We start from the raw sequence: 24602 nt of genomic DNA on the forward strand, positions 1-24602 counted from the left end.
GGGCGGCCCCTAAAACTCCCCCGACTCATCTGTATGTTCTTGAGGCCCGTCTACAAAAAAACAACTGCCGCCACCACCGGGGGGGCGCGCCCCCCGCCCCCGCCCCCCCCGACTGCACAAGTACTACGGGTTCAGCGCTCAGCCCTTGTCGGAGTTGAGAGCCTCCATCGCGCGCTCGGTCACATCGGTGACCTTGCCGAGCGCGGAGATGGTGACCACCAGGTTCTGGGCCCGGTAGTAGTCGATGATCGGCTCGGTCTGCGTGTGGTAGACCTCCAGCCGGGTGCGCACCGTGTCCTCGGTGTCGTCGTCACGCTGGAACAGCTCGCCGCCGCAGACGTCGCAGACGCCCTCGGTCTTCGGCGGGTTGTACGTCACGTGGAAGACGTGCGAGCCGTCGTTCCGGCAGATCCGGCGGCCGGCGATGCGCTTGACCACCTCGTCCTCGGGGACTTCCAGGTCCAGGACCGCGTCGAGCTTGGTGCCCTCGTCCTTCAGCATGGCGTCAAGAGCCTCGGCCTGACCCACGTTGCGCGGGAAGCCGTCCAGCAGGAAGCCGTTCTCGGCGTCCGGCTGGGACATGCGGTCCTTGGCCATCCCGATGGTGACCTCGTCCGGCACCAACTGACCTGCGTCCATGAAGGCGCGGGCCTGCTTGCCAAGGTCGGTGCCCTGGCTGATGTTGGCGCGGAAGAGATCGCCCGTGGAGATCTGCGGAATCGACAGGTTCTTGGCAAGGTACGCAGCCTGCGTTCCCTTGCCGGCACCGGGCGGCCCGACGAGGACGATTCGCATCAGCGGAGGAACCCTTCGTAATTGCGCTGCTGGAGCTGGCTCTCGATCTGCTTCACGGTCTCCAGCCCCACACCCACGATGATCAGGATGCTCGTCCCGCCGAACGGGAAGTTGGCGTTCGCACCACCGAAGCCTGCCAACGCCATCGTCGGCACAAGAGCGATCAGACCCAAGTACAGCGAGCCCGGCCAAGTGATCCTGTTGAGCACGTAGCTCAGATACTCGGCAGTAGGTCGACCAGCCCGGATACCCGGGATGAACCCACCATACTTCTTCATGTTGTCGGCGACTTCCTCGGGGTTGAACGAAATCGCCACATAGAAGAAGGCGAAGAAGACGATCAACAGGAAGTACGCCGTGATGTAGTACGGGTGGTCGCCCTTGACGAAGTTGTCCTTGATCCAGGTCGCCCAGCCCGCGGTCGAGTTGGAGAACTGGACGATCAGAGCGGGGATGTAGAGCAGCGAAGAAGCGAAGATGACGGGAATCACACCCGCCTGATTGACCTTCAGCGGAATGTACGTCGAGGTACCGCCGTACGACCTGCGGCCGATCATGCGCTTCGCGTACTGCACCGGGATACGGCGCTGGGCCTGCTCGACGAAGACGACGAGGCCCACCATCACGAAGCCGATCAGGATGACGGTGCCGAACTCGATCCAGCCGTCGGCCAGCTTGCCGCTGGTCTTGATGGCCCACAGGGCGCCGGGGAAGCTGGCGGCGATCGAGATGAACATCAGGATCGACATGCCGTTGCCGATGCCGCGGTCGGTGATGAGCTCACCGAGCCACATGACGGCCGCGGTGCCCGCGGTCATCGTGATGACCATCACGATGGTCGTGAAGATCGACTGGTTCGGCACGATCTGGTCGGCGACCGGGCAGCCGCTGAACAGTGCGCCACTGGTGGCGGTGGCCACCAGGCCGGTGCCCTGGAGGATGGCGAGCGCGACGGTCAGATAACGCGTGTACTGCGTGATCTTCGCCTGGCCGGACTGCCCCTCCTTCTTGAGCGCCTCTAGTCGGGGAATCACCACGGTCAGCAGCTGAAGAATGATGCTGGCCGTGATGTACGGCATGATGCCGAGCGCGAAGATCGTGATCTGCAGCAGTGCACCACCGCTGAACATGTTCACCAGGCCGAAGAGGCTGTTGTTGCCCTTGCTGGCCTGATCAACACAGGTCTGGACGTTCTCGTAGCTCACTCCCGGTACCGGGATGTGTGCCCCGAGCCGGTAGAGCACGATGATGCCGAGCGTGAAGAGCAGCTTCTTGCGCAGGTCGGGCGTCTTGAACGCCCGGGCGAACGCGGTGAGCACGGTGCCTCCTGCGACCCCCGCGCAATGCGTAGAGGTGACGGTCTTGAGGATCGACGAATACGTAAAAGTCAAAGTCCCCGGGGCGGGTGCCCAGAGGGGTACCACACAACAACGCACGCCACCTTACCGGCGACCATGCCCCCCTAGGAACGACCAACCGGGGATGCCCCATATGAGAGGCATCCCCGGTCGGATGTTCAGGCCATCGAGTTGTCTCAGACGAGCTCGGTGACGGTGCCGCCGGCGGCGGCAATCTTCTCCTTGGCGGAGCCGGAGACGGCGTCAACCGAAACCTGCAGTGCCACGGAGATCTCGCCCTGTCCGAGGACCTTGACGAGGTGGTTGTTGCGCACCGCACCCTTGGCGACCAGGTCGGCCACGGTGACCTCTCCACCCTCGGGGTAGAGCGTCGCGAGCTTGTCCAGGTTCACGACCTGGTACTCGGTGCGGAACGGGTTCTTGAAGCCCTTGAGCTTCGGGAGACGCATGTGGAGGGGCATCTGCCCACCCTCGAAGCGCTCCGGAACCTGGTAACGGGCCTTGGTGCCCTTGGTGCCACGACCGGCGGTCTTACCCTTGGACGCCTCACCACGACCCACACGGGTCTTGGCGGTCTTGGCGCCCGGGGCGGGCCGGAGGTCATGGGCCTTCAGCGGCTTGTTCTCCGCCATGTCAGTCGACCTCCTCGACCGTCACGAGGTGGCGGACGGTGTGCACCATTCCGCGGAACTCGGGGCGGTCCTCCTTGACAACCACGTCGTGCAGGCGCTTGAGCCCGAGCGAACGCAGGGTGTCGCGGTGGTTCTGCTTGCTGCCGATGTACGACTTCGTCTGCGTGATCTTGAGGCGAGCCATTACGCACCCGCTCCCGCACGCGCACGAAGCAGAGCCGCGGGGGCGACGTCCTCGAGCGGCAGACCGCGGCGGGCCGCGATCTCCTCGGGACGCTGCAGGCCCTTGAGGGCCTCCACGGTCGCGTGCACGATGTTGATCGCGTTGTCGGAGCCGAGCGACTTCGACAGGATGTCGTGAACGCCGGCGCACTCCAGAACGGCGCGCACCGGGCCACCGGCGATAACACCGGTACCGGGGGAAGCAGGCTTCAGCAGGACGACGCCCGCAGCCTTCTCGCCCTGGATCGGGTGAGGAATGGTGCCCTGGATGCGCGGAACCTTGAAGAAGTTCTTCTTGGCTTCCTCGACACCCTTGGCGATGGCCGCGGGAACTTCCTTGGCCTTGCCGTAACCGACACCGACGGTGCCGTCACCATCGCCCACCACGACCAGCGCGGTGAAGCTGAAGCGACGACCACCCTTCACAACCTTGGCGACGCGGTTGATCGCGACAACGCGCTCAACGTACGCGGTCTTCTCGGCGGCAGCTGCGCCGCCGTCACGGCCCTTCCGGTCCCGCCGCTCGCCGCCACCGGCACCGCTTCCGCGGCGCTGGGGTCCAGCCATTGGATTTACCTCTCTCTGTTACGTCCGCTGTGCGTAGGAACCGGGCTCAGAACTTCAGACCGGCTTCACGGGCGGCGTCAGCCAGAGCGGCAATCCGCCCGGCGTACTGGTTACCACCGCGGTCAAACACGACGGCCTCGACGCCTGCGGCCTTGGCGCGCTCAGCGACCAGGGCGCCGACCTGCTTGGCCTGGGTGCTCTTGTCGCCCTCGCCACCACGGATGGAAGCGTCCAGGGTCGACGCCGACGCGAGCGTGTGGCCCGCGATGTCGTCGATGACCTGAGCCACCATGTGGCGGTTGGACCGCGTCACGACCAAGCGCGGACGCTCCGGCGAACCGGAGATGTGCTTGCGGACGCGGATGTGGCGACGCTTGAGGGCGGCACGCTTGTAGGCGTCGCCCTTGGCGATCTTCACGCCGTATGCCATGGCTACTTACCAGCCTTTCCGACCTTGCGGCGGATGACCTCGCCGGCGTACTTGACGCCCTTGGCCTTGTACGGGTCAGGCTTCCGCAGCTTGCGGATCTTGGCCGCGGTCTCGCCGACCTTCTGCTTGTCGATGCCCTCGACGGAGAACTTCGTGGGGGACTCCACCTTGAAGGTGATGCCCTCCGGGGCCTCGATCAGGATCGGGTGGCTGTAGCCCAGGGCGAACTCCAGGTTGGAGCCCTTCGCCTGGACGCGGTAACCGACACCACTGATCTCGAGCGCCTTGGTGTATCCCTGGGTCACACCGGTGATCATGTTCGCCACCAGCGTGCGGGACAGGCCGTGAAGGGCCTTGTTCTGACGCTCGTCGTTCGGGCGGGTGACGCTGAGGAAGCCGTCCTCACCCTTGGTGACCTCGATCGGCGACGCGACGGTGTGCGTGAGGGTGCCCTTGGGCCCCTTCACCGCGACCGTGCGGCCATCGATGGTGACGTCCACACCGGCGGGAACCTGGATGGGGAGCTTGCCGATTCGCGACATGAGCTATTCCTCCGTTCCCGACTACCAGACGTAGGCGAGGACTTCCCCACCTACGCCCTTCTTGCTGGCCTGCTGGCCGGTCAGGAGACCGTGGGACGTGGAGATGATCGCCACGCCCAGGCCGCCGAGGACCTTCGGCAGGTTGGTGGACTTTGCGTATACACGCAGACCCGGCTTCGAGATTCGCTTGATGCCGGCGATCGAGCGCTCGCGGTTCGGGCCGAACTTCAGCTCGAGGACGAGGTTCTTGCCGACCTCGGCGTCCTCGACCTTCCAGCCGGTGATGAAGCCCTCCTGCTGGAGGATCTCCGCGATGTGCGACTTGATCTTGCTGTGCGGCATCACGACGGAGTCGTGGTACGCCGAGTTCGCGTTACGCAGACGCGTGAGCATGTCTGCGATGGGATCAGTCATGGTCATGAATTGGCCTTCGGCCTCTCTCGCCGGGGTTTCCTGTATGCGCCATCCCTCTCCCCACTCAGAGGCAGGACGGGTGCGGTGCGGGGACCTACGGCGTAGTAAGTCGGTCTTGGGCGGCAGGCGCCCAACCCCACAAGCCTACGGCATGTGAGGGTGGGCTCCTGCCGACCAGATGCTTACCGAGAGCTTCCGTCAATTCCCAACGCCCAGAGGGCGAAGGAGAATTACCAGGAGCTCTTGGTCACGCCCGGCAGCTCGCCACGGTGAGCCATCTCACGAAGGCACACGCGGCACAGGCCGAACTTGCGGTAGACGGAGTGGGGCCGGCCGCAGCGCTGGCAGCGGGTGTACCCGCGAACGCCGAACTTCGGCTTACGGGCGGCCTTAGCGATCAGAGCCTTCTTCGCCACGGTCAGTTCTCCTTGAACGGGAAGCCGAGGTGACGAAGGAGGGCACGACCCTCGTCGTCATTGGTCGCCGTGGTGACCACGGTGATGTCCATGCCCCGGACCCGGTCGATCTTGTCCTGGTCGATCTCGTGGAACATGACCTGCTCCGTGAGACCGAAGGTGTAGTTGCCACGGCCGTCGAACTGCTTCGGCGACAGACCACGGAAGTCACGGATACGCGGCAGCGCGAGCGACAGCGTACGGTCCAGGAACTCCCACATGCGGTCACCGCGGAGGGTGACGTGGCAGCCGATCGGCTGACCCTCGCGCAGCTTGAACTGCGCGATGGACTTGCGGGCCTTGGTGACGGCCGGCTTCTGACCGGTGATCGTGGTGAGGTCGCGCACGGCGCCGTCGATCAGCTTGGAGTCGCGGGCGGCGTCGCCCACACCCATGTTGACCACGATCTTGACCAGACCGGGGATCTGCATGACGTTCTCGTACGAGAACTCCTCACGCAGCTTGCCGGCGATTTCCTCGCGGTACTTCGTCTTCAGACGCGGAGTGGTGGTGGTAGCCATCAGATGTCCTCACCCGTCCGCTTGGCAACGCGGATCTTGTTGCCTTCGTCGTCGAAGCGGTAACCGACGCGCGTGACGACCTTGTTGCCGTCCTTCTCCACGACGAGCTGAACGTTGCTCACGTGGATGGGGGCCTCGGTCGTGACGATGCCACCGGTCTGCGAACCGCGAGCGGTCTGACCGGCCTTGGTGTGCTTCTTGACCCGGTTGACACCCTCGACGAGGACGCGGTCCTGAGCGGGGTAGGCCACGATGACCTTGCCCTGCTTGCCCTTGTCCTTACCGGTGATGACCTGAACCAGGTCGCCCTTCTTGATCTTCATGCTTACAGCACCTCCGGCGCGAGCGAGATGATCTTCATGAACTTCTTCTCGCGCAGTTCCCGGCCCACCGGGCCGAAGATGCGGGTGCCGCGGGGGTCACCGTCGTTCTTCAGAATGACGGCGGCGTTCTCGTCGAAGCGGATGTACGAGCCATCCTGACGGCGACGCTCCTTGACGGTGCGAACGATGACGGCCTTGACGACGTCACCCTTCTTCACGTTGCCACCGGGGATCGCGTCCTTGACGGTGGCGACGATGACGTCACCGATGCCCGCGTAGCGGCGACCCGAACCACCGAGAACACGGATGGTGAGGATTTCCTTCGCACCCGTGTTGTCGGCGACGCGAAGTCGCGACTCCTGCTGGATCACGTCTATCTCCTGATCGTCTGCCGGTTCCCGGCGGGGGCCGCTCCGTCACCGGAGCGGGCCCCCGCCGAGCCTGGCGGAACTTGCCTGAGGGGAATGCCCCTCAGGAATTACTTGGCCTTCTCGAGGATCTCGACGACGCGCCACCGCTTCGTGGCGGACAGCGGCCGGGTCTCCATCAGGAGGACGCGGTCGCCGACGCCGGCGGCGTTCTGCTCGTCGTGCGCCTTGAGCTTGTTCGTACGGCGGATGACCTTGCCGTACAGCGCGTGCTTGACACGGTCCTCGACAGCGACGACGACGGTCTTGTCCATCTTGTCGCTGACGACCAGACCCTCACGGGTCTTGCGGAAACCGCGGTCGGTGTTCGTCTCAGTCACAGTCTTCTCGCTCATCAGGCGCTCTCCACCGTCTCGATGCCCAGCTCGCGCTCGCGCATCAGGGTGTAGATCCGGGCGATGTCCTTACGGACGGACTTGAGCCGGCCGTGGTTCTCGAGCTGCCCGGTCGCCGCCTGGAAGCGGAGGTTGAACAGCTCTTCCTTGGCCTCGCGGAGCTTGTTGAGGAGCTCCTCGTTGCCCAGCTCGCGCAGCTCGGACGCCTTGGTACCGGCCGACATCACGACTCACCTGCCTCGCGCCGAACGATCCGGCACTTCATCGGAAGCTTGTGAGCAGCGCGGGTGAGCGCCTCACGAGCAATCTTCTCGTTCGGGTAGGACAGCTCGAACATCACCCGACCGGGCTTGACGTTCGCGATCCACCACTCGGGAGAACCCTTACCGGAACCCATGCGGGTCTCGGCAGGCTTCTTCGTCAGGGGGCGGTCCGGGTAGATGTTGATCCAGACCTTGCCGCCACGCTTGATGTGGCGGGTCATCGCGATACGAGCTGCCTCGATCTGGCGGTTCGTCACGTACGCCGGGGTCAGCGCCTGGATGCCGTACTCGCCGAACGCAACCTGCGTGCCACCCTTGGACATACCGCTGCGCTTCGGGTGGTGCTGCTTGCGGTGCTTGACCCTACGGGGGATCAGCATTTCGGTCAGGCCTCCGTTCCGGTGCTCTCGGCAGCCGGAGCGGCAGCGGCGGGAGCCTCGGCCTTGGGGGCCTCGGCAGCCGGAGCCGACTGCTGCTGCGGCTTGCGACCGCGGCCGCCACGCTCGCCACCGCGGCCACCACGGCCGGCCGGGCGGTCAGCGCCGCCACGGGCCGGGCGGTTGCCTGCGCGGGCAGCGGCGTTCTCGGCGCGGACCTCGGCGATGTTCTTGACGTCGCCCTTGTAGATCCAGACCTTCACGCCGATGCGGCCGAAGGTCGTCTTGGCCTCGAAGAAGCCGTAGTCGACGTTCGCGCGGAGCGTGTGCAGGGGCACACGGCCCTCGCGGTAGAACTCCGAGCGGGACATCTCGGCGCCGCCGAGGCGGCCACCGCACTGGATCTTGATGCCCTTGGCGCCGGCCTTCATCGAGCTCTGCATGCTCTTGCGCATGGCCCGACGGAAGGAGACGCGGGAGGAGAGCTGCTCGGCGACGGCCTGGGCCACCAGCTGAGCGTCCACCTCGGGGTTCTTGACCTCAAGGATGTTCAGCTGGACCTGCTTGCCGGTCAGCTTCTCCAGCTCGCCACGGATGCGGTCGGCCTCGGCGCCGCGGCGGCCGATGACGATGCCCGGGCGGGCGGTGTGGATGTCAACGCGGACGCGGTCGCGGGTGCGCTCGATCTCGACCTTCGAGATGCCGGCCCGCTCCATGCCCTTCGTCATCATGCGACGAATGGCGACGTCTTCCTTGACGTAGTCCTTGTACAGCTTGTCGGCGTACCAACGGGACTTGAAGTCCGTGGTAATGCCGAGCCGGAACCCGTGCGGGTTTACCTTCTGGCCCATTACCGGGTTCCTTCCTTGCTGCTGACGACCACGGTGATGTGGCTGGTCCGCTTACGGATCCGGTAGGCACGGCCCTGAGCACGCGGACGGAACCGCTTCAGGGTCGGGCCCTCGTCCACGTACGCCTCGCTGATGACCAGCGAAGAGGCGTCGGTGTGGTCGTAGTTGTGTGCAGCGTTGGCGATGGCGCTGTCCAGCACCTTGCCAACCGGCACGCTCGCGGCCTGCGGGGCGAAACGCAGGACCGCCTGAGCCTCCGTGGCATCCATGCCACGGATGAGGTCCACCACGCGGCGGGCCTTCATGGGCGTGACGCGGATGTACCGCGCCTGGGCCCTGGCTTCCATGGTTGTCCCTTCGGTGTAAGTCATAGTCAGTCACCCCGCGTTAGCGGCGCTTCGACTTCCGGTCGTCCTTGACGTGGCCGCGGAAGGTGCGAGTCGGCGAGAACTCGCCGAGCTTGTGGCCGACCATCGACTCGGTGACGAACACCGGGACGTGGATCTTGCCGTTGTGCACCGCGATGGTGTGACCCAGCATGGCCGGGACGATCATCGAGCGACGGGACCAGGTCTTGATGACGTTCTTGGTGCCTGCCTCGTTCTGTGCGTCCACCTTCTTGATGAGGTGGCCGTCGACGAAGGGCCCCTTCTTGAGACTGCGCGGCATCTAAACCCGCTCCTAGCGCTTCTTGTTCGTCTTGCGGCGGCGGACGATGTACTTGTTCGATGCCTTCTTCGGCGAACGAGTACGACCCTCCTTCTGACCCCACGGCGAGACCGGGTGGCGACCACCGGAGGTCTTGCCTTCACCACCACCGTGCGGGTGGTCAACCGGGTTCATCGCGACACCGCGGACGGTCGGGCGGACGCCCTTCCAGCGCATGCGGCCGGCCTTGCCCCAGTTGATGTTCGACTGCTCGGCGTTGCCGACCTCGCCGATGGTGGCGCGGCAGCGGGCGTCGACCAGGCGGATCTCACCCGACGGCATACGAAGGTGGGCCATGGTGCCCTCCTTCGCCAGCAGCTGCACGGAGGCACCCGCGGAGCGGGCGAACTTCGCGCCGCCGCCGGGCCGCAGCTCGATGGCGTGGATGGTCGTACCGACCGGGATGTTGCGCAGCGCCAGGTTGTTGCCGGGCTTGATGTCGGCGGCCGGGCCGTTCTCGACACGGTCGCCCTGCGTCAGGCCACGCGGCGCGATGATGTAGCGCTTCTCGCCGTCCGCGTAGTGCAGGAGCGCGATGCGCGCGGTGCGGTTGGGGTCGTACTCGATGTGCGCGACCTTGGCCGGCACGCCGTCCTTGTCGTGACGACGGAAGTCGATCACTCGGTAGGCGCGCTTGTGGCCACCGCCCTGGTGGCGAACGGTCACACGACCGGCGTTGTTACGGCCGCCCTTGCTGTGCAGGGGGCGGACCAGCGACTTCTCCGGCGTGGACCGCGTGATCTCGACAAAGTCGGCGACGCTGGAGCCACGACGGCCCGGGGTCGTCGGCTTGTACTTGCGGATACCCATTTCTCAGTCCTCGTCCGATTCCGGACGACTCGACCTCCGTCAGGAGGTCGGGCCGCCGAAGATGTCGATACGGTCGCCCTCGGCGAGGGTCACGATGGCGCGCTTCGTGTCGGCGCGCTTGCCGAAACCGGTGCGGGTGCGCTTGCGCTTGCCCTGCCGGTTGATCGTGTTGACCCCGGTGACCTTGACCGAGAAGACCGCTTCCACGGCCTGCTTGATCTGGGTCTTGTTGGAGCCGGGCGCGACGATGAACGTGTACTTGTTCTCGTCGAGCAGCGCGTAGCTCTTCTCGGAAACGACCGGCTTGACGAGAACGTCGCGCGGGTCCGAGTAGGTCTTGCTGGTAACGGTCGCCTCGCTCATCAGGCGTCGCTCCCTTCGGTCTCAGCGGTCTGGGGGCCAGACACGAAGGACTCGAGGGCGGCCTGGGTGAAGACCACGTCGTCAGAGACGATCACGTCGTACGTGTTCAGCTGGCCCGGCTCCAGGATGTGCACCTGGGGCAGGTTGCGGGCGGACAGCCACGCGGCCTCGTCGGCACGGTCGACGACCAGGAGCAGGTTCTTGCGCTCCGAGATCTTGCCGAACAGCGTCTTGGCGGCCTTCGTGGAGACAGCTCCGTCGACCACGCCGGTGACGACGTGGATGCGGGAGTGACGGGCCCGGTCGGAGAGGGCACCGCGCAGGGCGGCGGCCTTCATCTTCTTCGGGGTCCGCTGCGAGTAGTCACGCGGCTGCGGGCCGTGGACGACGCCACCGCCGGCGAACTGCGGCGCACGGGTCGAACCCTGGCGCGCGCGGCCGGTGCCCTTCTGGCGGTACGGCTTGCGGCCACCACCACGGACTTCGCCGCGGGTCTTGGTCTTGTGCGTGCCCTGACGGGCAGCTGCCAGCTGTGCGACGACGACCTGGTGGATCAGCGGAACGCTGGTCTTCGCGTCGAAGATCTCCGCGGGGAGCTCGACGGTACCGGCCTTGTCGCCTGCCGGCGAAAGGATGTCAATGGTGCTCATTACCTCAAGCCCCCTTGGCCGCGGTACGGACCAGGACGAGGCCGCCGTTCGGACCGGGGACTGCGCCCTTGATGAGGAGCAGACCCTTCTCCGCGTCAACCGCGTGGATGGTCAGGTTCTGGGTGGTGACACGCTCGTTGCCCATGCGACCCGCCATGCGCATGCCCTTGAAGACACGGCCGGGGGTGGCACAGCCACCGATGGAGCCGGGCATACGGTGCACACGGTGGGCACCGTGGGACGCCTTGCCACCCTTGAAGTTGTGACGCTTCATCACACCGGCGAAGCCCTTGCCCTTGCTCTTGCCCGTGACGTCAACCTTGACGCCGGACTCGAACACCTCGGCAGTGACCTCCTGGCCCAGCGTGTACTCGCTGGCGTCAGGGGTGCGGAGCTCCACCAGGTGGCGGCGCGGGGTCACGTCGGCCTTGGCGAAGTGGCCCTTGAGGGGCTTGTTCACCTTGCGGGGGTCGATCTCGCCGAAGGCGATCTGGACTGCCTCGTAGCCGTCGTTGTCGTTGGTGCGGACCTGGGTGACGACGCAGGGCCCGGCCTTGACGACGGTCACCGGGACGACCCGGTTGTTCTCGTCCCAGACCTGGGTCATGCCGAGCTTCTCGCCCAGGACGCCCTTAATGTTCTTAGCCATCTCGCGCGTCACCTCAGAGCTTGATCTCGATGTCGACGCCAGCCGGCAGGTCGAGACGCATCAGCGAGTCAACCGTCTTCGGCGTGGGGTCGAGGATGTCGATGAGGCGCTTGTGCGTGCGCATCTCGAAGTGCTCGCGCGAGTCCTTGTACTTGTGCGGCGACTTGATGACGCAGTACACGTTCTTCTCAGTGGGCAGCGGCACCGGGCCCGCGACCGACGCACCAGTGCGGGTCACCGTCTCGACGATCTTCTTCGCCGAGGAGTCGATGACCTCGTGGTCGTAGGCCTTGAGCCGGATGCGGATCTTCTGTCCCGCCATGGCTACTAGTAGTCCTGTCTCTCGCTAACGCTCTGGAACCCGGGAGTTCTAATGACTCCACCTCCGACCCACGCGGTCGGGCGTGTCGCATCCCCTCTACGCAGATCTCCCGAAGGATTTCCCAACCAAGGGGGTGCGGGCCCGAGGACCGCAGGACCGGGGGCGAAACACCCACCGGGTGCCTGGCCGGTGCCCCACTGACGCTTCCCGGAAGATTCCCGTACGTCCGACCCGCAAGGGGTCGACGAGTACTGTGGGACTCGCTTCCGGTCCTCCCGGCGGGAGGCGCGCAGCATTGACACTCAACCGAGCAACCTGGTCAGTGTGCCATACGGGGCCTGAGCCTGGCCAATCGGGCCGAGGATCTTACCCCGCGTGGTCGCTCGGTCAAACGCGGGCGCGCGGCGGGGGGCCGTGCCGGGCACCGCACATCTTAATTGGGTCGAGCGCGGCAGCCCCGCGCCCCTACAGTGACCGGCCGGGCAAACCGTCGTCACCAGGGGCATCGATCATGCGTACGCACTATCCGCGCACCGCCCATCTGCCCTGGTCCCCCGGGGCCACCTCGGACGACGTGCGGATCGCGGACCTCTCCGGGCTGACCGGCCGCGAGGTCGTCGTCACCGAGAAGCTGGACGGCGAGAACACCACGCTCTACGCCGACGGGCTCCACGCCCGCTCCCTGGACTCCGCGCATCACCCCTCGCGGGGCTGGGTGAAGGCGCTGCAGGGCCGGGTCGGGGCGCGGATCCCGGACGGGTGGCGGGTCTGCGGCGAGAACATGTTCGCGCGCCACTCCATCCCGTACGAGGACCTGGAGTCCTTCTTCTACGGCTTCTCCGTCTGGGACGGGGAGCACTGCCTGGACTGGGACCGGACCGTGGCGTTCCTGCGGGATCTCGGGATACCGGTGCCGACGGTGCTGTGGCGCGGAGTGTTCGACGCCCGCGCCGAGAAGGCGCTGCGGGCGCTGAAGCCGGACACCGGGCGTCAGGAGGGGTACGTCGTACGGCCCGCCGACGGGTTCGGTGCGGCGGACTTCCGGCGTCTGGTGGCCAAGTGGGTGCGGCCCGGACACGTACAGACCGATACGCACTGGATGCACGCCGCCGTCGTGGCGAACGGGCTCGGCCCGGCCGCCGCCCTGTGGGCCGTACGGTCCGGGGCCCCGGTCGACGCGGCGGCGCTGGCCGCCGCCACCGGGACGGACGCGGGGGACGCCGGGGCCGCCGCCGCGATGGGCGACGCCCTCGACGCGGCCGGCCGGACGGGCGAGGAGCGGCTGACCGGGGTGCTGGCCGCCCTGCTGCACCGGTCCCGGCGCGCCGGGCTCGCGCCCGCTCTGGCCCCGGCGCTGGGGATGCCGCTCGCCCGCCGTGTCGCGGACCTCGTCGGGCTGCACCCCGGGCTGCACCGCCCGTACCCGGACGAGGAGCGGCGCACCGGACTGGCCCGGATGTCGTTCGCCGCCGATCTGCCGCTGCTGCACACGCTGGCCGCCACGGTGGCGGACACCGCCGAGGCGCGCGAGCAGGTGGAGTGGTCGGCGCTGCACGCGGAGAGCGTGCGCGAACCCGCCGGGCTGCGCGAGGCGTTCGCGGATCTGGAGCCGGATGCCACCGCCCGCTGCCTGGCGCAGGCCCGTGAGGCGTACGCGGTGGGCCGGGTCACCACCGCCGAGGAGGCGGTCGCCGCGACCTGGCGCTGGCGGTCCGGGGACTTCCCGCGCCTGGTCCAGCTGGTCGGCCCGTCCGGCAGCGGCAAGAGCACCTTCGGGCGCGCCCTGCCCGGCGTCGACACGTATCTCTCGCTCGACGATCTGCGCTCCGCCCGGGGTTCGCGCGCCGGCCAGAAGGCCAACGGGGACGTGCTGCGCGAGGGGCTGGACCGGCTGGACGCCGCGCTCGCGACGGGCTCCACGGTCGTCTGGGACGCCACCTCGCTCAACGCCCACCAGCGCTCCCTGGTGCACTCGGTGGCCCGGCGCAGGGACGCGCTGCTCACCCACGCCGTGGCGCTGGTCGACGAGGCGGAGCTGATCCGCCGCAACGGGCGGCGCAGTCACCCCGTACCGCCCGGGGTACTGACCGCACAGCTGCACAGATTCGTGCCCCCGTACCCCGGCCAGGCGCACCGCACCTGGTACATCGGCGTGAGCGGAACCGTGGAGGACAGGGCGTAGGGCCCTCCGCCCGGATCGGGCCGGACCTGGGAGTGGGGTCCGGTGCCGTGGATCGCGGGGCGGAGGAGGGAGTCATGGCTGAGCCATGGCGGGTGACGACAACGCCGCGAGGCGCGGCACCGGGACACGCGAGCCCGGCATGATCCGGACGGAAGGCCCCTGAATGCGTACCAGCGAGGAGATCTACCACCGGGTCCGCTGGGACGCCCGGTTCGACCCGGCGCGCTTCGTGATGGGCGTGGCGCAGCGCGGGACCGTGCCCAAACGGGTGCCGCTGCCCCGTTTCACGCCCGGCGGGGACATCCCCTGGCACCGGGTGCTGTTCTTCGAGGCGGACGGCGAGGTGGTGTGGGACCGGTCCTCGGGCGTGGACCGGATCGACGCGACGGACGCCGGGCGGATACGCGCTCCGCGCCGGCTGCCGTCCCCGTACTTCATCTCCCGTACGCCGCACGCGTTCTCCGCGCCGGAGGCCGCCTGGACGCCGGTGCCCGAGGACGCGCCGGCGCCCGCGCCGGTCGCCCCGCTGACGCTGCTGACCTGGAACACCCTCTGGGACCGCTACGACAGCGACCGCATCGACACCGCCCGGCGCCGGCCGCTCCTGCTCGACGCGCTGCGGGCCGCGGACGCCGATGTGATCGCCCTCCAGGAGGCCGAACCGGCCCTGCTCACCCTGCTGTTGGCCGCGCCCTGGGTCCGCGCGGGCTACACGTTCTGGGCCGACCCGGCGGGCCGGGACGTCGCCGACTGCGGTCTGCTGCTGCTCAGCCGGGTGCCGGTGCACGAGGCGGGTCTGCATGCGCTCGGCCCCCACAAGGCGGTCGCGGCGGTCGTCGTGGACGGGCCGGACGGACCGCTCACGGTCGCGGCGACCCATCTCAGCAGCGACCACTCGGCCGACGGGGCCGCCCGGCGCGATGCCGAACTGGCCGATCTGGCAACGGGGCTGGCGGCGGTCGAGGGCGATGTGACGCTGCTCGGCGACTTCAACGACGGCGGGGACACCCCGCAGGACCGGCTGGGGATGGCGGACGCCTGGAGCCGGGTGCACGGCGCGGGCGACCGGACGCCCACCTTCGACCCGTCGGTCAATCCGCTGGCCGCGGTCTCGTCCCTGACCGGGCGGGTGTCCCGGCTGGACCGGGTGCTGGTCCGCCCGGCGCGGCTGCGGCCCGTCTCGGCGGTACTGCTGGGCGACGTGCCGACGGCGGACGGGCTGTACGTCTCGGACCACTTCGGGGTACGCGTGGAGCTGGCCGCCGGGTCGGCGGAAGAGGTCCGTACGGACGCCGCGGAGGAGGCGTGCGCGGCCGATGCCGTGCGCCGGGTGGCCGCCGCCCTGCCCGAAGGCCGTGTCCACGTGGCCGGCTCCCGGCGGATGGGCTGTGCGCTGCCCGGCGCGGACGTGGACCTGGTCGCGGCGCTGCCCGGCGAGGTGAATCCGCCGGGGGTACGGGAGCGGCTGGCCGCGGCCCTGCCGGACGCCGTGGACCTGCGCGAGGTGACCGGCGCCCGCGTACCGGGGCTGCGCTTCGCCCTCGGCGGCCTGAAGGTGGACCTGGTGACCGTGGCGACGGGAACGCTCGACCCGGGCCAGGCGGTGGCCGGGCGCGCCGGGCTGGGCGAGGCGGCGGCCACGGCGCTCAGCGCGGTGAGCGACGCGGACGCCGTGCTCGCGGCGGCGGACCCGCACCGGGCGGCGTTCGTGGGCCTCGCCCGAGAGGTGAAGGGCTGGGCACGGGCGCGCGGCCTGGACTCAGCGCCGTGCGGCGGACTGCCGGGCGTCGCCTGGTCGGTGCTCGCGGCCCGTACCGCCCACGAGTCCGGCGACCTGCCTCCCCTCCCCCTGCTCAGACACTTCTTCGCGACCTGGGCCACCTGGGACTGGGACCGCCCGGTCGGCCTCGGTGGGGGCGACGGCTCGGACGGAGCCGACAGCCTCGACGACACGGGCGGCTCCTGCGGAACTGGCGGCTCCGACGGGACCGGCAGGACCGGCAGGGCCAGCGGTCCCGGCAGCCTCGGTGGGACCAGCGGCTCGGAGGGAACCAGCGACCCCAGCAGCCCCAACCACCCCTGCGGAACTGGCGGCTCCGACGGGACCGGCAGGACCGGCAGGGCCAGCGGTCCCGGCAGCCTCGGCGGCGCCAGCAGCCTCGGTGGGACCAACGGCTCGGACGGGACCAGCGACCCCAGTCGCCCCAGCAGCCCCAACCACCCCTGCGGAACTGGCGGCTCCAGCGACACCAGCCACCCCGGTGACCCCAGCGGCCCCAGCAGCCTCCCCCTCACCGTCCTCACCCCCACCGCCCCCGTCCGCTCCTGCACCACGCAGGTCTCCCCGGCCGGCCGCGACCTGATCGCCGAGGAGCTGTTCCGCGCCTGGGAGATCCTGGAATCCGCCGACGACGCCGGCCCCGTACCGCACGCCCTGCTCCGCACCCCGCCGCCGCTGCGCCTGCGCCACGCCGCCTGGGCGATCGTCTCCGTGCGGCAGGGCGCCGACGAGGGCCGCTTCCGAGGCCGCCTCCTGGCCCTGCTCGCCGCCCTGGCGGACGCCGGTTCGCCGGACGCGCACGCCTGGCCCCGCCCGTGCGGCTCCGACACGACCCATGTCCAGTACGCCATCGGCCTGGGCCGCACCCCGCCCGACGAGATCCGGCTCGCCGAGATCGGCACGGAACTGCTGCGCGGCATCCCACAGGCGGCGCTGCGCCGGGCGGACCGCGCCGAGGCGCCGGACCTGCGGTGAGGGCGGCCGGAGGAGGCCCGCCCCACCCGGCCTGCGAGGATCCGCCCATGAACACGAGCACCACCACCTGGGCCCTGCGCCCGGCCCGCCCCGAGGACGTCGAGGCCCTGGCCGAACTCAGGGCCACCGCGATGCGCCCCGACCTGGAGCGGCTCGGGCGCTACGACGAGCACCGCGTACGCCAGCGGCTGCGGGACGGTTACGTACCCGAGCACACCTCGGTCGTGGTCGTGGACGGCGAGCTCGCCGGATCCGTCACCCTGCGCCCGGCCGACGACGGGCTGCGGCTGGAGAACTTCTACCTCTCCCCCGCCCTCCACGGGCGCGGCACAGGCACCGCGGTGCTCCGTTCGCTGCTCGCGCGGGCCGACGAGCAGGGCGCGACCGTGCGGCTGGACGTGCTCCAGGGCAGCGCCGCCCGCGCACTCTACGAACGGCACGGGTTCACCGAGGAACGGCAGGACCCGATCGATGTGTTCATGGTGCGTACACCCATGAGTTGAGCCGAGCGGGTCACACCCGTCGATACCCAGGCAACCCGCCTCCGGAAATCTCCGTCTATCCCCCCGCAGCAGCGGCTCGCCACCCGCCGCGACCTGCATGGATTCGGTACGCAGCACAGGGCCGCCCGGCCGCCCGCTGCGGGGGAAGTGGACGGAGCACGGTGTGACGGACAGACCCGCCCTGCGCGCAGCCCGCCCGGGAATGCCGCGGCGCACCCTGCTGGCGGCGGCCGGCGCGACCGGTCTGGCGGCCCTCACCGCCTGCACGGCGCCCTCGCCGCCCCGCCGCCGCGATCCGGCCGCCGACCCGACGCCCGGACTGCCGATCAGCACCTCGCACCCGGCCCTGATGATGCAGGTCCTCGCCCATCCGGACGACGACCTCTACTTCATGAACCCGGACACCCAGCAGGCGCTGGACGCCGGAACCCCGCTGGTCTGCGTCTATCTGACCGGCGGTGAGGCCACCGGCATCAACCGCATGCCGGGCCGCCCGCTGCCCGTGCCCGACAAGGCCGCGTACTCCTCCTCGCGCCACCAGGGGCTCCGCCAGGCGTACGCGACCCTGCTCGGCCTCGGCAGGTTCACCCCGTGGCGGAAGTCGGTCATCGAGCTGCACGGCGGTCACCGTGCCGAGCTCAACACCCTCGCCGACAGCGGCCGCCGGGTCGAGCTGATCTTCATCAACACCGCCATGCACACCACGTACGGGCGTCTCGGGCTGCCCAGTCTCTGGCAGGACCGGCGGCTGGTGCTGCCGACCGTCGTCGCCGACGGCTCCCCGCTCAGGAAGGCGGGTTCGTACACGTACGACGGGCTGATCGACGTCCTGGCCGGGCTGTTCGAGCGGTACCGGCCGAGCGCCCTGCACACCATGGACCCGGACCCCGACATCCAGCACAGCAGCGAGGCGGTCCGGCGCCGGGACAGCGAACAGCAGGGCTACTCCGACCACCCCGACCACACGGCCGCCGCGCTGTTCACCTGGGCGTCGCTGATCCGGTGGGTGGCCCGGGCCACCCAAGACGGGGGCAAGGTGCCGAGCTTCGCCACCACCGCGTTCCGGGCCTACTACAACCGGCACTGGCCGAAGAACCTGCCGCCCGCCGTGCTGGCCGAGAAGGCGTCGCACCTGGTGCCGTACGGCGGCTCCGCGGACTGGCGGTGCGGCAATCCGGCGGGCTGCGGGGACTACAACGTGGGCGGCAACCGGCCGCTGACCAACCGGAAGGGCTGGGTGCGCTCCACCCACTACCGCTATCCGGGCCCGCGCCCCGCCGTCGCCGCCGAACCGGACGGCCGGCTCGTCGCCTACGGAGTGCTGGGCCTGCGGGCGGTGCGGCGGCGCGAGAGCGCGCCGGGCAGCGGAGTGTGGGACGCGCCTGACGACCTCGGCGGCGGACCGCTCGCCCCGGTGCTCGGCAGCGCGACGCTGCCGGACGGCCGCCATCTGCTCTTCGGGCTGCGGTTCTCGGCGATCAGCGGGCACGGCGCGGACAACGAGCGCGAGATCGTCGCGCTGGAGCAGCGCTCCCCCGGCGGCCCCTTCCGCGCCTGGCAGGGGCTGGGGAACCCGGTGCACGACCACGACGGTGGGCGCCGGATCGGCGTCCCGGTCGCCGTCGCCGCGCCCGACGGGCGGGTGCACCTCTTCGTACGGAACGCGGAGAAGGGCGTCAGCACCCGGGTACGGGACACGACCGGCCGGTGGAGCGGGTGGCAGGACATGGGCGGCGGCGAGATCCAGGACGGGCTGAGTGCCGTGGTGGACTCCGAGGGGTGTGTCCATCTCTACGCGGCGGGCCGGTTCGCGGTGCACCACTGGACGCAGGACGCGCCCGGCGAGGCGCTGACCGCGCGCACCCAGATCACCGGGGTGCCGGTGCCCGGGGACGGACCGGCCGCGCTGCCGGGGACGGACGGCACCATCGAGCTGTTCTACCGGGCGGCGGCGAAGGCGGCCCTGACGACCGTACGGACCGGGGAGACGGCCGACGAGACCGGGATCGACGGATACGGGCGGCTGGTCGAGGGCCGGGCGGGCCTGGACGGGTACGGGCCGGTGGCCGCCGCCGGATCGCCTGGCGACCCGGTGCTGCTCGGCCGCACCGCCTCGGGCCTCCTCCAGCTCCGTACACCCGCAGGGCACTTCGTACGGCGGCGCGGGCAGGTGGCGCTGGACGGGCCGGCCCTGCACGTCGGGGAGGACGGACGGCCGACGGTGGTGGCGACGGGCCCGGACGCCCTGCCCTGGATCTGGCGCCCCTGAGCCGAGCGTCCGCCCCCGGGCACGAACTCGGGCGTCCGCCCCCGGGTTCGAACCCAGGCATGAAGCGCGTCCGGACATGAAGAAGGGCCCCGGTCCACCGCTCGCGCGGCGGGCCGGGGCCCTTCTCGGTGCTCTGTGCGGAGCAACCAGGTCAGACAGTCAGGTAATTACTTGACGATCTTGGTGACCTGGCCGGCGCCCACGGTCCGGCCACCCTCACGGATGGCGAACTTCAGGCCCTCCTCCATGGCGACCGGCTGGATCAGCGCGACGCTCATGACGGTGTTGTCGCCCGGCATGACCATCTCGGTGCCCTCGGGGAGGGTCACGACGCCGGTCACGTCCGTGGTACGGAAGTAGAACTGCGGGCGGTAGTTGTTGAAGAACGGGGTGTGACGGCCACCCTCGTCCTTCGACAGGATGTAGGCCTGGGCCTCGAACTCGGTGTGCGGCGTGACCGAACCGGGCTTGATGATGACCTGGCCGCGCTCGACGTCCTCGCGCTTGATGCCACGGAGGAGCAGACCGACGTTCTCACCGGCCTGGCCCTCGTCGAGCAGCTTGCGGAACATCTCGATGCCGGTGACCGTGGTGGTGGTCTTCTCGGTCTTGATACCGACGATGTCGACGGTCTCGTTGACCTTGAGGATACCGCGCTCGATACGACCGGTGACGACGGTGCCACGACCGGTGATCGTGAAGACGTCCTCGATCGGCATCAGGAACGGCTTGTCGACGTCACGCTCGGGCTGCGGGATGTTCTCGTCGACGGCCTTCATCAGGTCGAGGACGGTCTGGCCCCACTCCTTGTCGCCCTCGAGCGCCTTGAGCGCCGAGACCTTGACGACCGGCAGGTCGTCGCCCGGGAACTCGTACTCGGAGAGGAGCTCACGGACCTCGAGCTCGACGAGCTCCAGGATCTCCTCGTCGTCCACCATGTCGGCCTTGTTCAGGGCGACGACGATGTACGGAACGCCGACCTGGCGGGCCAGGAGCACGTGCTCCTTGGTCTGCGGCATCGGGCCGTCGGTGGCGGCGACCACGAGGATGGCGCCGTCCATCTGCGCGGCACCCGTGATCATGTTCTTGATGTAGTCCGCGTGACCCGGGCAGTCGACGTGCGCGTAGTGACGCGACTCCGTCTGGTACTCGACGTGCGCGATCGAGATCGTGATACCGCGCTGGCGCTCCTCGGGAGCCTTGTCGATCTGGTCGAAGGCCGAGGCCTCGTTCAGGTCCGGGTACGCGTCGTGCAGCACCTTGGTAATGGCGGCCGTGAGGGTCGTCTTACCGTGGTCAATGTGACCGATGGTGCCGATGTTGACGTGCGGCTTAGTCCGCTCGAACTTCGCCTTCGCCACTGGGTCCTCCTGTGGAGTGGTTCTGTACGCCTTGCTTCATCGGCGCCAGGTGATCTTTGCTGGGATGCCGGGGCCGGGGGCATTCACCGCATTGCTTGCGCTCTGCGACGAATGCCCCACCAGGCTCCGGTGACAAGCCTAAAGCGTGAGCTCGGGAGAGTTACTCGCCCTTGGCCTTCGCGATGATCTCCTCGGCGACGTTCCGCGGAACCTCGGCGTAGGAGTCGAACTGCATCGAGTAGCTTGCGCGACCCGAGGTCTTGCTGCGGAGGTCTCCGACGTAGCCGAACATCTCCGAGAGGGGCACGAGGCCCTTCACGACGCGAGCGCCGCTGCGCTCCTCCATGGCCTGGATCTGGCCACGGCGGGAGTTGATGTCACCGATGACATCGCCCATGTAGTCCTCGGGCGTGGTCACCTCGATGGCCATCATCGGCTCGAGGAGCACGGGGGACGCCTTGCGGGCACCCTCCTTGAACGCCTGCGAACCGGCGATCTTGAATGCCAGCTCGGAGGAGTCGACCTCGTGGTAGCCACCGTCGAGAAGGATGACGCGGACGCCGACCATCTCGTAACCGGCCAGGATGCCGAACTGCATGGCTTCCTGAGCACCCGCGTCCACCGAGGGGATGTACTCACGGGGGATGCGGCCACCGGTGACCTTGTTGACGAACTCGTACGAGGCCTCGCCGCCCTCGATGGGCTCGATCGCGATCTGCACCTTGGCGAACTGACCGGTACCACCGGTCTGCTTCTTGTGGGTGTAGTCGATGCGCTCGACGGCCTTGCGGATCGTCTCGCGGTACGCGACCTGGGGCTTGCCGACGTTCGCCTCGACGCGGAACTCGCGCTTCATGCGGTCGACGAGCACCTCGAGGTGAAGCTCGCCCATACCACCGATGATGGTCTGGCCGGTCTCCTCGTCGGAGTGCACCTGGAAGGACGGGTCCTCCTCGGAGAGGCGCTGGATGGCGACACCCAGCTTCTCCTGGTCACCCTTGGACTTGGGCTCGATGGCGACCTGAATGACCGGCGCCGGGAAGTCCATGGACTCCAGGATGACCGGGTTCTTGTCGTCACACAGCGTCTCACCGGTGGTGGTCTGCTTCAGGCCCATGACGGCGATGATGTCGCCGGCGCCCACCGACTCGATCTCCTCACGCTTGTTCGCGTGCATGCGGTAGATCTTGCCGATGCGCTCCTTCTTGCCCTTGACGGAGTTCAGCACCGAGGTGCCGGACTCCAGGCGGCCCGAGTAGACCCGGACGAAGGTGAGCTTGCCGAGGTGCGGGTCGCTCATGATCTTGAACGCGAGGGCCGCGAGCGGCTCGTCGTCGGACGGCTTGCGCTTGACGACCTCCTCCGGGTCCTTGACGCTGTGGCCCTCGATGGCCTCGACGTCCAGGGGGGAGGGGAGGTAGCGCACGACGGCGTCGAGCAGGGGCTGGACGCCCTTGTTCTTGAACGCGGTGCCGCAGAACACGGGGGTGACGGTCGTCTCGCCGCCCTTGCCCGAGTTGATGGTGATGCGACGGATGCCCTCGTAGAGCTGCTCCACGGAAGGCTCTTCGCCCTCCAGGTAGAGCTCCATGAGCGCCTCGTCGTTCTCCGCGGCGGCCTCAAGGAGCTTGCCGCGGTACTCCTCGGCCTTCTCCGCGAGCTCGGCGGGGATGTCGACGATGTCGTACGCCTCGCCCTTGGTCGCTTCGACGGGGTAGACGAACGCCTTCATCGTCACGAGGTCGACGACACCCGTGAAGTCGGCCTCGGCACCGATCGGGAGCTGCATGACGATCGGGGTCGCGCCGAGGCGGTCCGTGATCATCTGGACGCAGCGGAAGAAGTCGGCACCGGTGCGGTCGAGCTTGTTGACGAAGCAGATACGCGGCACGCCGTAGCGGTCCGCCTGACGCCAGACGGTCTCGGACTGCGGCTCGACGCCGGCGACACCGTCGAACACGGTGACCGCGCCGTCGAGGACGCGGAGCGAACGCTCCACCTCGACGGTGAAGTCGACGTGACCCGGGGTGTCGATGATGTTGATGGTGTGGTCAACATCATTGAGCGGCCAGTGGCAGGTCGTCGCGGCGGACGTGATCGTGATGCCGCGCTCCTGCTCCTGCTCCATCCAGTCCATCGTGGCAGCGCCGTCGTGGACTTCACCGATCTTGTACGAGACGCCGGTGTAGAACAGGATCCGCTCAGTGGTGGTCGTCTTGCCCGCGTCGATGTGGGCCATGATCCCGATGTTGCGGACCTTGGCCAGGTCAAGCGAAGTGGTGGCCATAAGGCTCAATCTTCTCTCGGTCTCGATGTGGGTAGCGACTACCAGCGGTAGTGCGCGAAGGCCTTGTTGGACTCGGCCATCTTGTGGGTGTCCTCGCGCTTCTTGACGGCAGCGCCAAGACCGTTGGAGGCGTCGAGCAGCTCGTTCATGAGGCGCTCGGTCATGGTCTTCTCACGGCGGGCGCGGGAGTAACCCACGAGCCAGCGCAGTGCGAGGGTGGAGGCGCGACCGGGCTTGACCTCGATCGGCACCTGGTAGGTGGCGCCACCGACACGGCGGGACTTGACCTCGAGCGAGGGCTTGACGTTCTCAAGCGCGCGCTTCAGCGTGATGACCGGGTCGTTGCCGGTCTTCTCGCGGAGGCCCTCCATGGCGCCGTACACGATCCGCTCGGCGGTGGAACGCTTGCCGTCCAGCAGGATCTTGTTGATCAGCGAGGTGACAAGAGGAGAGTTGTAGACCGGGTCGATGATGACCGGGCGCTTCGGGGCGGGGCCCTTACGAGGCATTCTTACTTCTCCTTCTTGGCGCCGTAGCGGCTGCGGGCCTGCTTGCGGTTCTTGACACCCTGGGTGTCGAGCGAGCCGCGGATGATCTTGTAACGAACACCCGGCAGGTCCTTCACACGGCCACCACGCACGAGCACGATGGAGTGCTCCTGCAGGTTGTGTCCCTCACCCGGGATGTAGGCCGTGACCTCGATACCGGAGGTCAGACGCACACGCGCGACCTTACGGAGGGCCGAGTTCGGCTTCTTCGGGGTGGTCGTGAACACACGCGTGCAGACGCCGCGGCGCTGGGGCGAACCCTCGAGCGCGGGCGTCTTGTTCTTCTCGACCTTGTCCTGCCGGCCCTTCCGGACCAGCTGCTGGATCGTAGGCACTACTTCTCCGGTTTCTGTGTGCCGTTCGTGAAACTAACCTGGAACGTCACCGACCCACGCGGTCGGGTGTGTCGAATACTGCAGGCTTCTGCCGCAAGGCAGAAGGAGCGCAGATTGCGGTAGCCACTGACGGACTCGCCATGCGGTTGAGGACACGCACACGAGCCCAGGCACACCCCAGGCACAAGGTCTGAGCGTACCTACCTCACGGACCTGGGTCAAAACAAATGCTGTCCGCCGCGACGCGCCGGACTTCCGCAGCTCACGGCCAACGGAATCGAGACAGCCGTCCACGGACGCGCGGCAGGAAAACAACCTTGTCGGTCCGGTAATACGCGTTCTCAGTA

The 24602-nt window shown here is 68.4% G+C and carries 31 protein-coding genes; 4 read left to right on the forward strand and 27 right to left on the reverse strand.

The features are described from left to right. Nucleotides 1-138: 138 nt before the first annotated feature. The 23 genes from ACFVH0_RS22000 to rpsJ all read right to left on the reverse strand — a co-directional run bounded on the left by ACFVH0_RS22000 (nucleotide 139) and on the right by rpsJ (nucleotide 12015). Nucleotides 139-795 (reverse strand): adenylate kinase, encoded by a 657-nt coding sequence (locus tag ACFVH0_RS22000; protein ID WP_385822510.1) that lies wholly within the window; start codon nucleotides 793-795, stop codon nucleotides 139-141. Further along, nucleotides 795-2114: a preprotein translocase subunit SecY gene (gene secY / locus ACFVH0_RS22005; RefSeq protein ID WP_093540755.1), complete on the reverse strand. Its 1320-nt coding sequence runs from the start codon at nucleotides 2112-2114 to the stop codon at nucleotides 795-797. The genes ACFVH0_RS22000 and secY overlap by 1 nt, the downstream gene beginning before the upstream one ends. 215 nt (nucleotides 2115-2329) lie before the next feature. Beyond that, nucleotides 2330-2785 carry a 50S ribosomal protein L15 gene (gene rplO / locus ACFVH0_RS22010; RefSeq protein WP_018550610.1) on the reverse strand — a complete coding sequence of 152 codons (456 nt, stop codon included), beginning with the start codon at nucleotides 2783-2785 and terminating at the stop codon, nucleotides 2330-2332. A 1-nt stretch (nucleotide 2786) separates the two neighbouring features. After that, nucleotides 2787-2969, reverse strand: a complete 183-nt coding sequence (rpmD, locus tag ACFVH0_RS22015) for a 50S ribosomal protein L30 (RefSeq protein WP_018550611.1) — start codon at nucleotides 2967-2969, stop codon at nucleotides 2787-2789. After that, nucleotides 2969-3574, reverse strand: a complete 606-nt coding sequence (rpsE, locus tag ACFVH0_RS22020) for a 30S ribosomal protein S5 (RefSeq protein ID WP_072485533.1) — start codon at nucleotides 3572-3574, stop codon at nucleotides 2969-2971. The genes rpmD and rpsE overlap by 1 nt, the downstream gene beginning before the upstream one ends. A gap of 46 nt (nucleotides 3575-3620) precedes the next feature. Further along, nucleotides 3621-4004: a 50S ribosomal protein L18 gene (rplR, locus tag ACFVH0_RS22025; RefSeq protein WP_072485534.1), complete on the reverse strand. Its 384-nt coding sequence runs from the start codon at nucleotides 4002-4004 to the stop codon at nucleotides 3621-3623. Between the two features lie 2 nt (nucleotides 4005-4006). Further along, nucleotides 4007-4546, reverse strand: a complete 540-nt coding sequence (rplF, locus tag ACFVH0_RS22030) for a 50S ribosomal protein L6 (RefSeq protein WP_266747962.1) — start codon at nucleotides 4544-4546, stop codon at nucleotides 4007-4009. Between the two features lie 21 nt (nucleotides 4547-4567). Then, complete coding sequence (gene rpsH / locus ACFVH0_RS22035) at nucleotides 4568-4966, reverse strand: 30S ribosomal protein S8 (RefSeq protein ID WP_037688013.1); 399 nt, start codon at nucleotides 4964-4966, stop codon at nucleotides 4568-4570. A 224-nt stretch (nucleotides 4967-5190) separates the two neighbouring features. After that, nucleotides 5191-5376 (reverse strand): type Z 30S ribosomal protein S14, encoded by a 186-nt coding sequence (locus tag ACFVH0_RS22040; protein ID WP_003948630.1) that lies wholly within the window; start codon nucleotides 5374-5376, stop codon nucleotides 5191-5193. A 2-nt stretch (nucleotides 5377-5378) separates the two neighbouring features. Next, the gene (gene rplE, locus ACFVH0_RS22045) at nucleotides 5379-5936 is read right to left on the reverse strand and encodes a 50S ribosomal protein L5 (RefSeq protein WP_189544134.1); all 558 of its coding nucleotides are present in this window, start codon (nucleotides 5934-5936) and stop codon (nucleotides 5379-5381) included. After that, nucleotides 5936-6259: a 50S ribosomal protein L24 gene (gene rplX, locus ACFVH0_RS22050; protein ID WP_003966949.1), complete on the reverse strand. Its 324-nt coding sequence runs from the start codon at nucleotides 6257-6259 to the stop codon at nucleotides 5936-5938. The genes rplE and rplX overlap by 1 nt, the downstream gene beginning before the upstream one ends. 2 nt (nucleotides 6260-6261) lie before the next feature. Beyond that, nucleotides 6262-6630, reverse strand: coding sequence for a 50S ribosomal protein L14 (gene rplN, locus ACFVH0_RS22055; protein ID WP_003966950.1), 369 nt, complete (start codon nucleotides 6628-6630; stop codon nucleotides 6262-6264). Nucleotides 6631-6737: 107 nt separating this feature from the next. Beyond that, nucleotides 6738-7022 carry a 30S ribosomal protein S17 gene (rpsQ, locus tag ACFVH0_RS22060; RefSeq protein WP_030977953.1) on the reverse strand — a complete coding sequence of 95 codons (285 nt, stop codon included), beginning with the start codon at nucleotides 7020-7022 and terminating at the stop codon, nucleotides 6738-6740. Next, the gene (rpmC, locus tag ACFVH0_RS22065; RefSeq protein WP_015035581.1) at nucleotides 7022-7246 is read right to left on the reverse strand and encodes a 50S ribosomal protein L29; all 225 of its coding nucleotides are present in this window, start codon (nucleotides 7244-7246) and stop codon (nucleotides 7022-7024) included. The genes rpsQ and rpmC overlap by 1 nt, the downstream gene beginning before the upstream one ends. Further along, nucleotides 7246-7665: a 50S ribosomal protein L16 gene (rplP, locus tag ACFVH0_RS22070; protein ID WP_014047785.1), complete on the reverse strand. Its 420-nt coding sequence runs from the start codon at nucleotides 7663-7665 to the stop codon at nucleotides 7246-7248. Before rplP ends, rpmC begins: the two co-directional genes overlap by 1 nt. A gap of 5 nt (nucleotides 7666-7670) precedes the next feature. Continuing rightward, nucleotides 7671-8513 carry a 30S ribosomal protein S3 gene (rpsC, locus tag ACFVH0_RS22075; protein WP_093540760.1) on the reverse strand — a complete coding sequence of 281 codons (843 nt, stop codon included), beginning with the start codon at nucleotides 8511-8513 and terminating at the stop codon, nucleotides 7671-7673. Beyond that, on the reverse strand, nucleotides 8513-8860 hold the full coding sequence (rplV, locus tag ACFVH0_RS22080; RefSeq protein ID WP_004571827.1) for a 50S ribosomal protein L22: 348 nt from the start codon (nucleotides 8858-8860) through the stop codon (nucleotides 8513-8515). The genes rpsC and rplV overlap by 1 nt, the downstream gene beginning before the upstream one ends. Nucleotides 8861-8900: 40 nt before the next feature. Beyond that, nucleotides 8901-9182 (reverse strand): 30S ribosomal protein S19, encoded by a 282-nt coding sequence (gene rpsS / locus ACFVH0_RS22085; RefSeq protein ID WP_283853425.1) that lies wholly within the window; start codon nucleotides 9180-9182, stop codon nucleotides 8901-8903. A 12-nt stretch (nucleotides 9183-9194) separates the two neighbouring features. Beyond that, complete coding sequence (rplB, locus tag ACFVH0_RS22090) at nucleotides 9195-10031, reverse strand: 50S ribosomal protein L2 (RefSeq protein ID WP_124716938.1); 837 nt, start codon at nucleotides 10029-10031, stop codon at nucleotides 9195-9197. 39 nt (nucleotides 10032-10070) lie between these two features. Continuing rightward, nucleotides 10071-10394 carry a 50S ribosomal protein L23 gene (rplW, locus tag ACFVH0_RS22095; protein ID WP_003966958.1) on the reverse strand — a complete coding sequence of 108 codons (324 nt, stop codon included), beginning with the start codon at nucleotides 10392-10394 and terminating at the stop codon, nucleotides 10071-10073. After that, nucleotides 10394-11044, reverse strand: coding sequence for a 50S ribosomal protein L4 (gene rplD / locus ACFVH0_RS22100; protein WP_072485541.1), 651 nt, complete (start codon nucleotides 11042-11044; stop codon nucleotides 10394-10396). The genes rplW and rplD overlap by 1 nt, the downstream gene beginning before the upstream one ends. 4 nt (nucleotides 11045-11048) lie before the next feature. Continuing rightward, the gene (rplC, locus tag ACFVH0_RS22105) at nucleotides 11049-11693 is read right to left on the reverse strand and encodes a 50S ribosomal protein L3 (RefSeq protein ID WP_072485542.1); all 645 of its coding nucleotides are present in this window, start codon (nucleotides 11691-11693) and stop codon (nucleotides 11049-11051) included. A 13-nt stretch (nucleotides 11694-11706) separates the two neighbouring features. After that, nucleotides 11707-12015, reverse strand: a complete 309-nt coding sequence (gene rpsJ / locus ACFVH0_RS22110; RefSeq protein WP_003948644.1) for a 30S ribosomal protein S10 — start codon at nucleotides 12013-12015, stop codon at nucleotides 11707-11709. Between the two features lie 511 nt (nucleotides 12016-12526). Here rpsJ and ACFVH0_RS22115 point away from each other — a divergent pair. The 4 genes from ACFVH0_RS22115 to ACFVH0_RS22130 all read left to right on the forward strand — a co-directional run bounded on the left by ACFVH0_RS22115 (nucleotide 12527) and on the right by ACFVH0_RS22130 (nucleotide 19724). After that, nucleotides 12527-14197, forward strand: coding sequence for an RNA ligase family protein (locus tag ACFVH0_RS22115; protein ID WP_385822514.1), 1671 nt, complete (start codon nucleotides 12527-12529; stop codon nucleotides 14195-14197). A 163-nt stretch (nucleotides 14198-14360) separates the two neighbouring features. Then, a complete protein-coding gene (locus ACFVH0_RS22120) occupies nucleotides 14361-16952 on the forward strand; it encodes a poly(A) polymerase (RefSeq protein WP_385822516.1) in 2592 nt (863 codons plus the stop codon). Nucleotides 16953-16999: 47 nt separating this feature from the next. Then, nucleotides 17000-17455: a GNAT family N-acetyltransferase gene (locus ACFVH0_RS22125; RefSeq protein ID WP_385822518.1), complete on the forward strand. Its 456-nt coding sequence runs from the start codon at nucleotides 17000-17002 to the stop codon at nucleotides 17453-17455. Between the two features lie 202 nt (nucleotides 17456-17657). Then, the gene (locus ACFVH0_RS22130) at nucleotides 17658-19724 is read left to right on the forward strand and encodes a PIG-L family deacetylase (RefSeq protein ID WP_385822549.1); all 2067 of its coding nucleotides are present in this window, start codon (nucleotides 17658-17660) and stop codon (nucleotides 19722-19724) included. A 167-nt stretch (nucleotides 19725-19891) separates the two neighbouring features. On the opposite strand, the gene tuf is transcribed toward ACFVH0_RS22130, so the two are convergent. The 4 genes from tuf to rpsL form a co-directional block, all read right to left on the reverse strand. Further along, the gene (gene tuf / locus ACFVH0_RS22135) at nucleotides 19892-21085 is read right to left on the reverse strand and encodes an elongation factor Tu (RefSeq protein WP_383722828.1); all 1194 of its coding nucleotides are present in this window, start codon (nucleotides 21083-21085) and stop codon (nucleotides 19892-19894) included. Nucleotides 21086-21245: 160 nt separating this feature from the next. After that, on the reverse strand, nucleotides 21246-23372 hold the full coding sequence (gene fusA / locus ACFVH0_RS22140; RefSeq protein ID WP_329922561.1) for an elongation factor G: 2127 nt from the start codon (nucleotides 23370-23372) through the stop codon (nucleotides 21246-21248). Nucleotides 23373-23410: 38 nt separating this feature from the next. Then, the gene (gene rpsG / locus ACFVH0_RS22145; protein ID WP_072485550.1) at nucleotides 23411-23881 is read right to left on the reverse strand and encodes a 30S ribosomal protein S7; all 471 of its coding nucleotides are present in this window, start codon (nucleotides 23879-23881) and stop codon (nucleotides 23411-23413) included. A 2-nt stretch (nucleotides 23882-23883) separates the two neighbouring features. Next, nucleotides 23884-24255, reverse strand: coding sequence for a 30S ribosomal protein S12 (rpsL, locus tag ACFVH0_RS22150; RefSeq protein ID WP_003948652.1), 372 nt, complete (start codon nucleotides 24253-24255; stop codon nucleotides 23884-23886). Nucleotides 24256-24602: the final 347 nt, after the last annotated feature.

Origin of the sequence: Streptomyces sp. NPDC127117, assembly GCF_042677325.1 — a bacterium.
Classification (GTDB): Bacteria; Actinomycetota; Actinomycetes; order Streptomycetales; family Streptomycetaceae; genus Streptomyces.